We start from the raw sequence: 12,443 nt of genomic DNA on the forward strand, positions 1-12,443 counted from the left end.
ACTGAATGACCACTGGCGGCCAGACTCAAATTGGAAATGTCGATCTTGTCAAACAACTGAATAGCGCGGCCGTCTACCGGTTAATCGACCAGCAAGGGCCGATTTCACGTATTCAGATTGCGGATTTAAGCCAACTTGCCCCCGCCAGTGTCACCAAAATTACACGTCAGCTTATTGAGCGCGGTTTGATTAAAGAAGTGGACCAGCAGGCGTCCACTGGCGGTCGCCGCGCCATTTCTATCGTGACGGAAACCCGCCACTTTCACACCATCGGTGTGCGCCTTGGCCGCAATGATGCCACGCTAACCCTGTTCGATTTAAGCGGTAAATCCCTGGCTCAGCAGGATTATCCCCTGCCCCAGCGCACGCAGGAAGCACTCGAACAGGCGTTGTTCGATGCCATTGCGCATTTTATCCAGCAGAGTGAAGCGAAAATTCGCGAGCTAATCGCGATTTCCGTGATTTTGCCCGGCCTCGTTGATCCGCTTAATGGCGTTATCCGCTACATGCCGCATATTCATGTGAATCAGTGGCCGCTGGTTGCTAATCTAAAGCACCGGTTTAACGTCACCAGTTTTGTGGGCCATGATATTCGCAGCCTGGCGCTGGCTGAGCACTATTTTGGCGCAACGCGCGATTGTGCCGACTCGATATTAGTGCGCCTGCATCGGGGAACCGGCGCAGGCATTATCGCCAACGGGCAGATTTTTTTGGGCAGTAATGGCAATGTCGGTGAAATCGGTCATATTCAGGTCGATCCCCTGGGGGAACGCTGCCACTGTGGCAACTTTGGCTGTCTTGAAACCATTGCGGCAAACAGCGCCATTGAACATCGTGTAAGCGAGCTACTGAATAAAGGCTACCCGAGCATCCTGACTCAGGCGGCGTGCCAGATGCAGCATATCTGCCAGGCCGCCAATCAGGGCGATGCGTTAGCCTGCGAAGTTGTCGAGCATGTGGGGCGTTATCTGGGTAAGGCGATTGCGATTGCGATCAACCTGTTTAACCCGCAAAAAATCGTGCTGGCAGGCGAGATCACCGAAGCAGAACGTGTCTTGCTACCCGCGATTGAAAGTTGCATTAATACGCAGACACTGGCGGCCTTTCGTAAAAATCTGCCTGTGGTGCGTTCACAACTCGATCATCGCTCGGCGATCGGCGCCTTTGCGCTGGCGAAACGAGCGATGTTAAACGGCATCCTGCTGCAACATCTTTTGGAAGACTAAGCGCAGCCTGTTTTCTGACAGCGCGCATCGGAACACATTTATGACGATTAAAAATGTAATTTGTGACATTGATGGCGTGCTGATGCACGACAATACCGCGGTGCCCGGTGCAAAAGAGTTTTTGCAGCGCATTCTGGCTAAAGATATGCCATTAGTGGTGCTGACCAACTACCCTTCCCAGACGGCGCGGGACTTAGCCAATCGCTTCTCCTCCGCGGGCATCGACATACCGGATTCGGTGTTTTACACCTCAGCCATGGCGACCGCTGACTTTCTGCGTCGTCAGGAAGGCAAAAAAGCCTATGTCATTGGTGAGGGTGCGCTGGTGCACGAACTCTACAAAGCGGGCTTTACCATCACTGACGTTAACCCGGACTTTGTCATCGTGGGCGAAACCCGGTCGTTTAACTGGGACATGATGCATAAGGCGGCTTTCTTTGTGGCAAACGGGGCGCGTTTCATTGCCACCAACCCCGACACGCACGCCAGGGGATTCGTGCCCGCCTGCGGTGCCTTGTGTGCCGGTATTGAAAAGATCTCAGGTCGCAGGCCGTTTTATGTCGGCAAACCCAGCCCGTATATCATGCGTGCCGCGCTGAATAAAATGCAGGCGCACTCAGAGGACACGGTGATCGTGGGTGACAACCTTCGCACCGATATTCTGGCCGGTTTTCAGGCCGGACTGGAAACCATTCTTGTCCTGTCTGGGGTGTCAACCCTGAGCGATATTGACGCGATGCCTTTCCGTCCTGACTGGATTTTCCCTTCCGTGGCCGATATCGATCTCTTCTAAACGTTCAGCTTATGATGCACTGCCGCCTCAGGCAGTGCATCCCCCTTCGTTGCCCCTCTCTGCTGGCTTGAGATCGTTCAAAAAACACCCCAAAATCACCTTTCATTGCCGATTCATCAATAAAAAGACATTTTCATTAGATAAAACTCAATATCCAGGGTTATTCAATAACCTTTTTATCAGTGAAACACGATTCCTCTTGCATTGTGTACCTGAAATAACGCATTTTCTTATACATCACGCAGCGAACGGCTGCCGGACAAACGTAAAATTACATCGCCGCAGGTGAGTTCAGGAGTCAGATATGTGTTCTATTTTTGGTGTGCTGGATCTGAAAAGCGATCCCGTTGAGTTACGTAAAAAAGCATTGGAAAGCTCACGCTTAATGCGTCACCGTGGGCCGGACTGGTCAGGTGTGTATGCTGACGACCACGCGATCCTTGCTCACGAACGTCTCTCAATTGTCGACGTCAACAACGGTGCACAGCCACTGTATAACGCCGATCACACTCACGTTCTGGCCGTCAACGGTGAAATATACAACCATCAGGCCCTGCGCGCAGAGTTAAGCGATCGTTATAGTTTCCAGACCGGTTCGGACTGCGAAGTCATTCTGGCGCTGTATCAGGAAAAAGGCGTCGATTTCCTGGACGAGTTGCAGGGCATGTTTGCCTTTATCCTGTACGACACCGTGAAGCAAACGTATCTGATTGGTCGCGACCATATCGGTATCATTCCGCTGTATATGGGCAACGATGAGCACGGCAACCTGTTTGTGGCGTCTGAAATGAAGGCGCTGGTGCCGGTTTGCCGCACCATTAAAGAATTCCCACCGGGAAGCTACCTTTCCAGTACTGACGGTGAAATTCGTCGTTACTGGCAGCGTGACTGGATGGAATACAAAAACGTTGAAAACAACGTGACTGACGCGGCTGGCCTGAAACATGCGCTGGAAGAGTCGGTAAAAAGTCATCTGATGTCAGACGTTCCTTATGGCGTGCTGCTGTCTGGCGGTCTGGATTCTTCTATTATTTCAGCCGTGACCAAGCGTTTTGCCGCTAAGCGCGTTGAAGATCAGGACAAAAGCGATGCCTGGTGGCCACAGCTGCACTCTTTTGCCGTCGGTCTGGAAGGCTCACCGGATCTGAAAGCAGCCAAACTGGTTGCCGAGCACCTGGGTACGGTTCACCATGAAATCCACTTCACGGTGCAGGAAGGTCTGGATGCTATTCGTGACGTGATCTACCACATTGAGACCTACGATGTGACCACCATTCGTGCCTCCACGCCGATGTACCTGATGTCGCGTAAGATCAAAGCGATGGGCATTAAAATGGTGCTGTCAGGCGAAGGCGCAGATGAAGTCTTCGGTGGCTACCTCTATTTCCATAAAGCGCCTGATGCCAAAGAATTCCATGAAGAGAACGTGCGTAAGCTGCTGGCTCTGCACATGTTTGACTGTGCTCGCGCCAACAAAGCGATGTCCGCCTGGGGCGTAGAAGCGCGCGTGCCGTTCCTGGATAAGAAATTCCTGGATGTCGCCATGCGTATCAACCCACAGGACAAGATGTGCGGCAGCAACGGTAAAATGGAAAAACACATTCTGCGCGAATGTTTCTCTTCCTATCTGCCTGAAAGCGTTGCCTGGCGTCAGAAAGAGCAGTTCTCTGACGGCGTAGGTTACAGCTGGATTGACACGCTGAAAGAAGTGGCGGCTAAGCAGATTAGCGATCAGCAACTGGCGACGGCGCATTTCCGCTTCCCGTATAACACGCCGGGTTCGAAAGAAGCGTATCTCTATCGCGAAATTTTCGAAGAACTGTTCCCACTGCCAAGTGCTGCCGAGTGCGTGCCAGGTGGGCCGTCTGTTGCCTGTTCGTCGGCAAAAGCGATTGAGTGGGATGAAGCCTTCAAAAACATGGACGATCCTTCAGGACGTGCCGTGGGCGTGCACCAGTCCGCTTACAAATAAGTGCTATACTGAGTGAACAGATGGGCCAGTAATGGCCCATTTTTTGTGGAGTTGCCGTTGTATTCACTGAAAAATTGCCGAATAAAGCACCACCCTGGTTATAAGCCAGACAAACAGGCGTTTGAAGGCAAAAAACGGCAAAAAACTTGTTGACGCTGTGTAGTCAACTCCGCATAATGCGCCCCGCAACGCCGATGAAGGTTGCGCGAAAAAAGATGGCTACGTAGCTCAGCTGGTTAGAGCACAGCACTCATAATGCTGGGGTCACAGGTTCGATTCCCGTCGTAGCCACCATCTTTTTTTTGCGGGAGTGGCGAAATTGGTAGACGCACCAGATTTAGGTTCTGGCGCCGCAAGGTGTGCGAGTTCAAGTCTCGCCTCCCGCACCATTTCACGAGTCGGCAGCATGGATGGGGTATCGCCAAGCGGTAAGGCACCGGTTTTTGATACCGGCATTCCCTGGTTCGAATCCAGGTACCCCAGCCAATTTCGATGTATCTCGCGGCTGCGAGTGGACGAATGGGATATCGCCAAGCGGTAAGGCACCGGTTTTTGATACCGGCATTCCCTGGTTCGAATCCAGGTATCCCAGCCATCATCGAAAGGTAATACAATTTGGCTACGTAGCTCAGCTGGTTAGAGCACAGCACTCATAATGCTGGGGTCACAGGTTCGATTCCCGTCGTAGCCACCATTTTCTTGGGGTGTCGCCAAGCGGTAAGGCACTGGTTTCTGATACCAGCATTCCGGGGTTCGAATCCCTGCACCCCAGCCATTTTAGACAATTTGATTTGACACCATTGGGGTGTCGCCAAGCGGTAAGGCACTGGTTTCTGATACCAGCATTCCGGGGTTCGAATCCCTGCACCCCAGCCAAATTAAGCAAAAAAGCCCGCAATAGCGGGCTTTTTTGTTTCTGGCTTCCGGCTCATGACCACGCGTCAGATCCATGCGACGCGTGGCTGAGGCTTACAAGCCTAACGCATAGCGCAAGACCTGACGTTTCAGCACGCCGGAATGCTCAGCGGCGATCAATCCCAGATTGCGTACCAGCTTTAACGGGCCGACGCGGTTGCTAAACGTAAAATAGAACAGATCCATCCCGCTCTGCATCAGCAGATTATCGTGGCGGCGCTGGCGCTGATAACGTAACAGCACCCGTTCCGACGACCAGGTTTCAGCATTGTCACGCGCAGCAATTAATACATCCATCAACGCATCAATGTCACGATATCCCAGATTCACGCCCTGCCCTGCCAGAGGATTAATGGTGTGCGCCGCATCGCCGACCAGCGCCAGCCCCGGCAGGACATAACGCGCGGCATGTCGACGCACCAGGGGAAAGCCACCGGCTGCATGCACATGAAAACGGCCCAGTCGGGCCGGAAAGTGATGGGCGATCTCTTTCTCCAGCTGTGCAACGGGCATGGCCTGTAACTGTCGGATACGGGCGGCGGCGTCATACCATACCAGCGAGGCATGATGACCGAACAGCGGCAGGAAAGCGCGTGGACCGTCGGGCGTAAAGTGCTGCCAGGTCGCATCGCCAGCCGGATGCTCGCAGGTGACGCTGATCAGTAAGCAGGACTGTGCGTAACTCCAGCCGTGAATCCCAATACCCGCCATCTGTCGCACCTGTGAACTTGCGCCATCTGCCCCCACCACTAATTTTGCGGTTACGGTCGTGCCATTGCTTAATGACAGCGTCCAGCCCGCATTACAGGGCTGAAGAGCCTCCATCGTCGCCGGGCACAGCAAGGTGATCCCTCGCTGCGTCATATCTTCCCACAGCGCACGTTGCAGCACCGTGTTCTCCACCATATAACCCAGTTCAGGCAAACCCAGCGACTCCGCATCGAAACTGACCTGCGCCGTCTGCCACTCCCAGGTTTCCAGTTTGCGGTAAGGCGCACAGCGCATCGCCTCTACGCGTTGCCAGACGTTCAGTTGTTTCAGGAGCGCCACCGACGAGGCGCCGACAGCGGAAATGCGCACGTCCGGCAGGCTGTCGGGATCGAAAGGTGGCGGGGTTGCCCGCTCAATCACCGCCACCCGGAAGCGGTGCTGCGCTAAACCACAGGCCAGCGCCGCTCCGACCATGCCGCCGCCGACAATCACCACATCAAACTGGTTATCCTGCATCACTTGTATCCCTCTCTTAGGCCGCCACTTTTCAGCGCGGTGGTATTCCTGCAAAGTGTACCGGAAAAATGAGGCACGATCAGAAAAGCCCTCAGGCTGGTCACATCCGCAGCAAAGCATTACAATACGCGCCCAGCACTTCACTGCACTGATTTAATGGCTAGCTCGATGACAAAAAAACTGCATATCAAAACCTGGGGATGTCAGATGAATGAGTACGATTCATCTAAGATGTCTGACCTGCTGAACAGCACGCACGGCTATACCCTGACAGAGGAAGCCGAAGAGGCGGATATTCTGCTGCTCAACACCTGCTCAATCCGCGAGAAAGCGCAGGAGAAGGTTTTCCACCAGTTGGGGCGCTGGAAAAAACTCAAAGAGCGCAACCCGGATTTGATCATCGGTGTTGGCGGCTGCGTCGCGTCGCAGGAAGGGGATCATATTCGCCAGCGTGCGCCTTGCGTGGACATTGTCTTTGGTCCGCAAACCCTGCATCGCCTGCCTGAAATGATTAATACCGTGCGCGGCAGCAAAAGTCCGGTTGTGGACATCAGCTTCCCGGAAATTGAAAAATTCGACCGCCTGCCAGAACCGCGGGCCGAAGGCCCCACCGCGTTTGTCTCCATCATGGAAGGCTGCAACAAATATTGTACGTTCTGCGTGGTGCCTTATACGCGCGGTGAAGAAGTCAGCCGTCCGTCAGACGATATTCTGCTGGAGATCGCGCAGTTGGCTGCGCAGGGCGTACGCGAAGTGAACCTGTTAGGGCAGAACGTGAACGCTTATCGCGGCGAAACCTTTGACGGCGACGTGTGCACCTTTGCTGAACTGCTGCGTCTGGTGGCGGCGATTGACGGCATTGACCGTATTCGCTTCACCACCAGCCATCCGATTGAGTTCACCGATGACATCATTGATGTCTATCGCGATACGCCAGAGCTGGTAAGCTTCCTCCACCTGCCTGTGCAGAGCGGCGCCGACCGGATTCTGACACTGATGAAGCGTGCGCACACTGCGCTGGAGTACAAGGCTATCATTCGCAAACTGCGCGCTGCACGCCCTGACATTGAGATCAGTTCTGACTTTATCGTAGGTTTCCCGGGTGAAACACAGCAGGACTTTGAGCAAACGATGAAGCTGATTGGTGATATTAACTTTGATATGAGCTACAGCTTTATCTACTCAGCGCGGCCGGGCACACCTGCGGCAGACTTGCCTGACGACGTCAGCGACGAAGAGAAAAAACAGCGTCTGTATATTCTGCAGGATCGCATCAACCAGCAGGCCATGGCGATCAGCCGCCGTATGCTGGGCAGCGTGCAGCGGATTCTGGTAGAAGGCATTTCACGTAAAAATGTGATGGAGCTGACCGGCCGGACCGAAAACAACCGAGTGGTGAATTTCGAAGGTCCGGTAGAGATGATCGGTAAGTTTGTCGACGTTGAAATTGTCGATGTGTATACCAACTCCTTGCGCGGCAAGCTGGTGCGGACTGAAGAGGAAATGGGCTTACGTGTGGTTGAAAGCCCGGCCTCCGTTATCGCCCGTACCCGCAAAGAAAATGATATCGGCGTTGGCGTCTTCCAGCCCTGATCTTCCGTTATGTGCGGCAGCTAACCGTCGGCTGCCGCACATTCTGCTGTTTTGCACTTGGTTTCTGCCGGTGCCGCCCAAATATCACCTCGTAAGCTTGCGCCCCGGCGTGACCGCATAAATAATTTCGTTATGATGCATCCGCTTAACACATCTGATGCACCCGCAATCCCTTTCAACTGGCCCTGAGTGACCCAAAGGATTCGTTTGAATATTGAAACCCGTGAAATCGCCCTTGAACCGGCTGATAACCGCCGTCTGATGAGCCTGTGCGGTCCATTTGATGACAATGTAAAACAGCTGGAACGTCGTCTTGGCATTGAGATAAACCGCCGGGACAATCAGTTTAAACTGGTTGGTCGGGTGCTGTGCGTGAATGCCGCGGTCGAGATCCTGAAAACACTTTATGTCGATACCGCGCCCGTGCGCGGCGAAATTCCGGATATCGAACCCGAGCAGATTCATCTGGCGATCAAAGAAAGCCGGGTGCTGGAACAAACGGCAGAAAGCGTGCCCGACTACGGTAAAGCGGTCAATATCAAGACCAAGCGTGGCGTCATCAAGCCGCGCACCCCAAATCAGGCACAGTATATTGCCAATATCCTCGACCACGACATCACCTTTGGCGTGGGCCCGGCGGGTACCGGTAAAACCTACCTGGCTGTCGCTGCCGCGGTCGATGCGCTCGAACGCCAGGAGATTCGTCGCATCCTGCTCACGCGCCCCGCCGTCGAGGCCGGTGAAAAACTGGGCTTCCTGCCGGGCGATTTGAGCCAGAAAGTGGACCCCTACCTGCGTCCGCTTTACGACGCCCTGTTTGAGATGCTGGGCTTTGAAAAAGTCGAGAAGCTGATGGAACGCAACGTTATCGAAGTCGCGCCGCTGGCCTATATGCGCGGCCGTACGCTGAATGACGCGTTTATCATTCTTGATGAAAGCCAGAACACCACTATCGAGCAGATGAAGATGTTTCTGACCCGTATCGGCTTTAACTCGAAAGCGGTCATCACCGGCGACGTCACGCAGATTGACCTGCCCCGCCACACAAAATCGGGTTTACGTCACGCGATTGAGGTCCTGTCTGAAGTGGAAGAAATCAGCTTTAACTTCTTTCACAGTGAAGACGTTGTGCGTCATCCGGTCGTGGCACGCATCGTGACCGCTTATGAAGCCTGGGAAGAAGCCGATCAGAAACGTCGCGATCAGCAGGCTGAAGAGCGTAAGCGTGAAGCCCTTGCCGCCCAACATAGCGTTCAGGAGAAACCATGAGCGACGTGATTCTCGACCTGCAGCTGGCCTGTGAACAAACAGAAAATCTCCCCACGGAAAGCCAGTTTCAGCGCTGGCTGGAAGCTGCGGTGACGCCGTTTCAGCCGGAAAGCGAAGTGACTATTCGTCTGGTGGATGAACAGGAAAGCCATGAGCTTAACCTGACCTATCGTGGCAAAGATAAACCCACCAATGTGTTGTCATTTCCTTTTGAAGCGCCACCCGGTATTGAATTGCCCCTGCTGGGCGATTTGATCATCTGTCGTCAGGTCGTGGAACAGGAAGCGCAGGAACAAGGGAAAAGCGTTGAAGCCCACTGGGCGCACATGGTGGTTCACGGTACGCTGCATCTGTTGGGTTATGATCACATTGAAGACAGCGAAGCCGAAGAGATGGAAGGTCTGGAGACCGAGATAATGCTTGCTCTTGGTTATCCTGATCCGTACATTTCGGAGAAAGAAAACGCCTGAGTTGTGGACTCAGGCCATCCTGCTGCCGGTAACCCGACCGGCAGCATCACTTACTGACCAGAGAGATCTTTAAAAACCGCCATGAGCGACGACCATTCTCAAAACAGCGATGCACCCAGTAGTAAAAAGGGATTTTTTTCCCTACTGCTCAACCAACTGTTTCACGGTGAACCCAAAAACCGTGACGAGCTCCTGAGCCTTATCCGTGATTCCAATCAAAAGGACCTGATTGATCAGGATACCCGCGACATGCTGGAAGGCGTGCTGGATATTGCAGAACAGCGCGTACGCGACATCATGATTCCGCGCTCTCAGATGATCACCCTGAAACGCAACCAGAACCTCGAAGAGTGCCTGGATGTGATCATTGACTCCGCACACTCCCGCTTTCCGGTGATCAGCGAAGACAAGGACCATGTTGAAGGCATCCTGATGGCGAAAGATCTGCTGCCGTTTATGAGCAGCGAATCAGAAGCCTTCAGCGTCGAAAAAGTGCTGCGTCCTGCGGTGGTTGTGCCTGAGAGCAAGCGCGTTGACCGTATGCTGAAAGAGTTTCGTTCCCAGCGCTATCATATGGCGATTGTGATCGATGAGTTTGGTGGCGTGTCCGGACTGGTCACGATTGAAGATATTCTCGAACTGATTGTTGGCGAAATTGAAGACGAATATGACGATGAGGAAGATCGGGATATCCGCCAGCTCAACCGCCAGACCTACACGGTGCGTGCGTTAACCCCCATTGAGGATTTCAATGAGGTGTTCGGCACCCAGTTCAGCGATGACGAAGTGGATACCATTGGTGGACTGGTAATGCAGGGCTTTGGTCATCTGCCGGCGCGCGGTGAAAGCATCGACATTGATGGTTACCAGTTCAAAGTTGCCATGGCCGACAGCCGCCGTATCATTCAGGTCCACGTAAAAATCCCGGAAAATTCGGCGCTACCTCAACTGGATGACGAATAACGCTATGGCATTAGCCTCCTTTTACCAGCAGCAGCGGGTCCGTCTGCTGCTGGCTTTACTGAGCGGCGCTTGTGGCACGCTCGCCTTTTCCCCTTACGATTTCTGGCCTGCCGCCCTGCTTTCGCTGTTCGGCCTGCAACTTCTGACGTTGAACCGCACCAGTCCTCAGGCCAGCGCCATTGGTTTCAGTTGGGGGTTTGGCCTGTTTGGCAGCGGTATTAACTGGGTTTATGTCAGCATTGCCACTTTTGGCGGCATGCCTGGCCCGGTGAACGTTTTTCTGGTGGTCCTGCTGGCGGCTTACCTGGCGGTTTATCCGGCGCTGTTTACCGGCATCCTGAACCGGATTTGGCCACGTCCCACACTGTGGCGACTGGCGCTGGCCGCTCCCGCGTTATGGCAGGTGACGGAGTTTTTGCGCGGCTGGATTTTAACCGGCTTTCCGTGGTTGCAGTTTGGCTACAGTCAGATTGATGGCCCGCTAAAGGGGATTGCGCCGCTGGCTGGCGTGGAAAGTATTACCTTCCTGCTGATGGTCATTGCGGGTTTGCTGGTTTATGCGCAGCAGCGACGTCAGGTGAAAAGCCTGGTGGGCGCGCTCGCGGTACTGGCAATATGCTGGCCGTTGCGTTATCTGCACTGGTATCAACCTTTACCCCAGCAGGCGGTCGATGTCGCGCTGGTGCAGGGCGATATTCCCCAGTCGATGAAGTGGGACCCGCAGCAGTTGCTGAACACGCTGCGCATTTATAATGATTTAAGCCAGCCGCTGATGGGGAAAGCCCCCATTATTATCTGGCCGGAGTCGGCAATTACCGATCTGGAAAGTAACCAGCAACCGTTCCTGCGTTCGCTGGATGCCGAACTCCGCGCGCGCGGTAGCGCACTGGTGACCGGTATCGTGGATTCGCGCCTGGAGCAGAATCGTTATCATGATTACAACACGGTTATTGTGCTGGGCGGGCCGAAGCCCTACAACTACTTCAGCACTAACCGCTATCAGAAAAACCATCTGGTGCCATTTGGTGAGTTTGTTCCCATGGCGGATTTGCTGCGCCCGCTTGCCCCCTTCTTCGATTTGCCGATGTCTGCCTTCAGCCGCGGTGCCTATTTGCAGCCTCAGCTCAATGTGGCGAATTATCACCTTACGACGGCGATTTGCTACGAGATCGTGTTGGGTGAGCAGGTGCGGGCGAACTTCCGTCCGGACACCGACTTTCTGCTGACCGTCTCTAATGATGCCTGGTTTGGTCACTCGATTGGTCCCTGGCAACACTTCCAGATGGCGCGTATGCGCGCACTTGAGCTGGGCAGACCGCTGCTGCGCGGCACCAACAATGGCGTAACCGCCGTGGTGAATGCCAATGGCGATGTGGAAAAGGTTCTGCCGCAGTTCACGCGCGGCGTACTCGTGGATAAGGTAACGCCTACCCGCGGCGAAACGCCATACTCGAAAGCCGGGCTCTGGCCGGTATGGATAGCGACAGTGCTGGCCGGGTTACTGGCCTTCATCCGACGTCAGCGCTGACACGCTGTGGTGAAGCGCTGCTTCGCCACAGCCTTTCGCGGTGTCTTAATCCGCACGCTGTTTCCCTTCCCCCTTTTACTGCTTTTGTTTCTGCTTCTGCTTCTGCTTCTGCTTCTGCTTCTGCTTCTGCTTCTGCTTCTGCTTCTGCTTCTGCTTCTGCTTCTGCTTCTGCTTCTGCTTCTGCTTCTTCAGTCAAACCGCCCGTTCACCCCACTGTCATTTTATTCTGGCACGATGATTGCTAAATGTTTCTGTATTCCTGCAACGCGGGGCTTGTTACCCACGATGGCATGGGCGTAATGCACCATTAACGCTCAATCTGCGCACCTTCCGCGTGCATGGACGCGCGATTGCCTTTTTTTGGTGCGAATGCCATCGCAAAAAAGAAACTTTTTTGTTTCATTAGGTTAACAATCCGCTATGTTAGTGAATATTCTTAAGTGCAGACGCGCGAGGGAATAATAAGAAAAGCAGTGCAAAATACACA

At 53.9% G+C, this 12,443-nt stretch carries 10 protein-coding genes and 7 tRNA genes; 15 read left to right on the forward strand and 2 right to left on the reverse strand.

Translation table 11 applies throughout. The annotated features are described in order from the left end of the window. Positions 1-5 precede the first annotated feature (5 nt). From C7433_RS05950 to C7433_RS05995, 10 genes are all read left to right on the forward strand, one after another. Positions 6-1,226 carry an N-acetylglucosamine repressor gene (locus C7433_RS05950; RefSeq protein WP_033739308.1) on the forward strand — a complete coding sequence of 407 codons (1,221 nt, stop codon included), beginning with the start codon at positions 6-8 and terminating at the stop codon, positions 1,224-1,226. Positions 1,227-1,266: 40 nt separating this feature from the next. Continuing rightward, positions 1,267-2,019 (forward strand): HAD-IIA family hydrolase, encoded by a 753-nt coding sequence (locus C7433_RS05955; RefSeq protein ID WP_033739305.1) that lies wholly within the window; start codon positions 1,267-1,269, stop codon positions 2,017-2,019. Between the two features lie 304 nt (positions 2,020-2,323). Next, on the forward strand, positions 2,324-3,991 hold the full coding sequence (gene asnB / locus C7433_RS05960; RefSeq protein ID WP_006118422.1) for an asparagine synthase B: 1,668 nt from the start codon (positions 2,324-2,326) through the stop codon (positions 3,989-3,991). Between the two features lie 217 nt (positions 3,992-4,208). Beyond that, positions 4,209-4,285, forward strand: a tRNA-Met gene (locus tag C7433_RS05965). A gap of 10 nt (positions 4,286-4,295) precedes the next feature. After that, positions 4,296-4,380 (forward strand) — tRNA-Leu (locus tag C7433_RS05970). A gap of 22 nt (positions 4,381-4,402) precedes the next feature. Further along, positions 4,403-4,477 (forward strand) — tRNA-Gln (locus C7433_RS05975). 34 nt (positions 4,478-4,511) lie between these two features. Then, a tRNA-Gln gene (locus C7433_RS05980) sits at positions 4,512-4,586 on the forward strand. 22 nt (positions 4,587-4,608) lie between these two features. After that, positions 4,609-4,685: transfer RNA gene (locus C7433_RS05985), tRNA-Met, on the forward strand. Between the two features lie 6 nt (positions 4,686-4,691). Next, positions 4,692-4,766 (forward strand) — tRNA-Gln (locus C7433_RS05990). A gap of 26 nt (positions 4,767-4,792) precedes the next feature. Next, a tRNA-Gln gene (locus tag C7433_RS05995) sits at positions 4,793-4,867 on the forward strand. 93 nt (positions 4,868-4,960) lie between these two features. Here C7433_RS05995 and ubiF read toward each other — a convergent pair. Next, positions 4,961-6,133: a 3-demethoxyubiquinol 3-hydroxylase gene (gene ubiF / locus C7433_RS06000; RefSeq protein ID WP_110267780.1), complete on the reverse strand. Its 1,173-nt coding sequence runs from the start codon at positions 6,131-6,133 to the stop codon at positions 4,961-4,963. 168 nt (positions 6,134-6,301) lie between these two features. On the opposite strand from ubiF, the gene miaB reads away from it, so the two are divergent. From miaB to lnt, 5 genes are all read left to right on the forward strand, one after another. Further along, a complete protein-coding gene (gene miaB, locus C7433_RS06005; protein ID WP_033739300.1) occupies positions 6,302-7,726 on the forward strand; it encodes a tRNA (N6-isopentenyl adenosine(37)-C2)-methylthiotransferase MiaB in 1,425 nt (474 codons plus the stop codon). Positions 7,727-7,933: 207 nt separating this feature from the next. Continuing rightward, positions 7,934-8,995 carry a PhoH family protein gene (locus C7433_RS06010; protein ID WP_033739297.1) on the forward strand — a complete coding sequence of 354 codons (1,062 nt, stop codon included), beginning with the start codon at positions 7,934-7,936 and terminating at the stop codon, positions 8,993-8,995. Continuing rightward, positions 8,992-9,465, forward strand: a complete 474-nt coding sequence (gene ybeY, locus C7433_RS06015) for an rRNA maturation RNase YbeY (protein ID WP_033739295.1) — start codon at positions 8,992-8,994, stop codon at positions 9,463-9,465. The genes C7433_RS06010 and ybeY overlap by 4 nt, the downstream gene beginning before the upstream one ends. Positions 9,466-9,546: 81 nt before the next feature. After that, entirely contained in the window at positions 9,547-10,428 is an 882-nt protein-coding gene (gene corC / locus C7433_RS06020) for a CNNM family magnesium/cobalt transport protein CorC (RefSeq protein ID WP_033739293.1), read from the forward strand. A 4-nt stretch (positions 10,429-10,432) separates the two neighbouring features. Continuing rightward, positions 10,433-11,956 (forward strand): apolipoprotein N-acyltransferase, encoded by a 1,524-nt coding sequence (lnt, locus tag C7433_RS06025; protein ID WP_110267825.1) that lies wholly within the window; start codon positions 10,433-10,435, stop codon positions 11,954-11,956. Here lnt and C7433_RS23715 read toward each other — a convergent pair. Continuing rightward, positions 11,937-12,152, reverse strand: coding sequence for a hypothetical protein (locus C7433_RS23715; protein ID WP_199227838.1), 216 nt, complete (start codon positions 12,150-12,152; stop codon positions 11,937-11,939). The two genes, lnt and C7433_RS23715, sit on opposite strands and share 20 nt — an antisense overlap. Positions 12,153-12,443 lie beyond the last annotated feature (291 nt).

The sequence above is a fragment of the Pantoea sp. PNA 03-3 genome (assembly GCF_003201175.1).
Taxonomy (GTDB): Bacteria; Pseudomonadota; Gammaproteobacteria; order Enterobacterales; family Enterobacteriaceae; genus Pantoea; species Pantoea stewartii.

Excerpts from the sequence above, each read along its gene's own strand:
- C7433_RS05950 (WP_033739308.1), top strand. The coding sequence starts at position 6 with ATGACCACTGGCGGCCAGACTCAAATTGGAAATGTCGATCTTGTCAAA.
- C7433_RS05955 (WP_033739305.1), top strand. The coding sequence starts at position 1,267 with ATGACGATTAAAAATGTAATTTGTGACATTGATGGCGTGCTGATGCAC.
- asnB (WP_006118422.1), top strand. The coding sequence starts at position 2,324 with ATGTGTTCTATTTTTGGTGTGCTGGATCTGAAAAGCGATCCCGTTGAG.
- ubiF (WP_110267780.1), bottom strand. The coding sequence starts at position 6,133 with ATGCAGGATAACCAGTTTGATGTGGTGATTGTCGGCGGCGGCATGGTC.
- miaB (WP_033739300.1), top strand. The coding sequence starts at position 6,302 with ATGACAAAAAAACTGCATATCAAAACCTGGGGATGTCAGATGAATGAG.
- ybeY (WP_033739295.1), top strand. The coding sequence starts at position 8,992 with ATGAGCGACGTGATTCTCGACCTGCAGCTGGCCTGTGAACAAACAGAA.
- corC (WP_033739293.1), top strand. The coding sequence starts at position 9,547 with ATGAGCGACGACCATTCTCAAAACAGCGATGCACCCAGTAGTAAAAAG.
- lnt (WP_110267825.1), top strand. The coding sequence starts at position 10,433 with ATGGCATTAGCCTCCTTTTACCAGCAGCAGCGGGTCCGTCTGCTGCTG.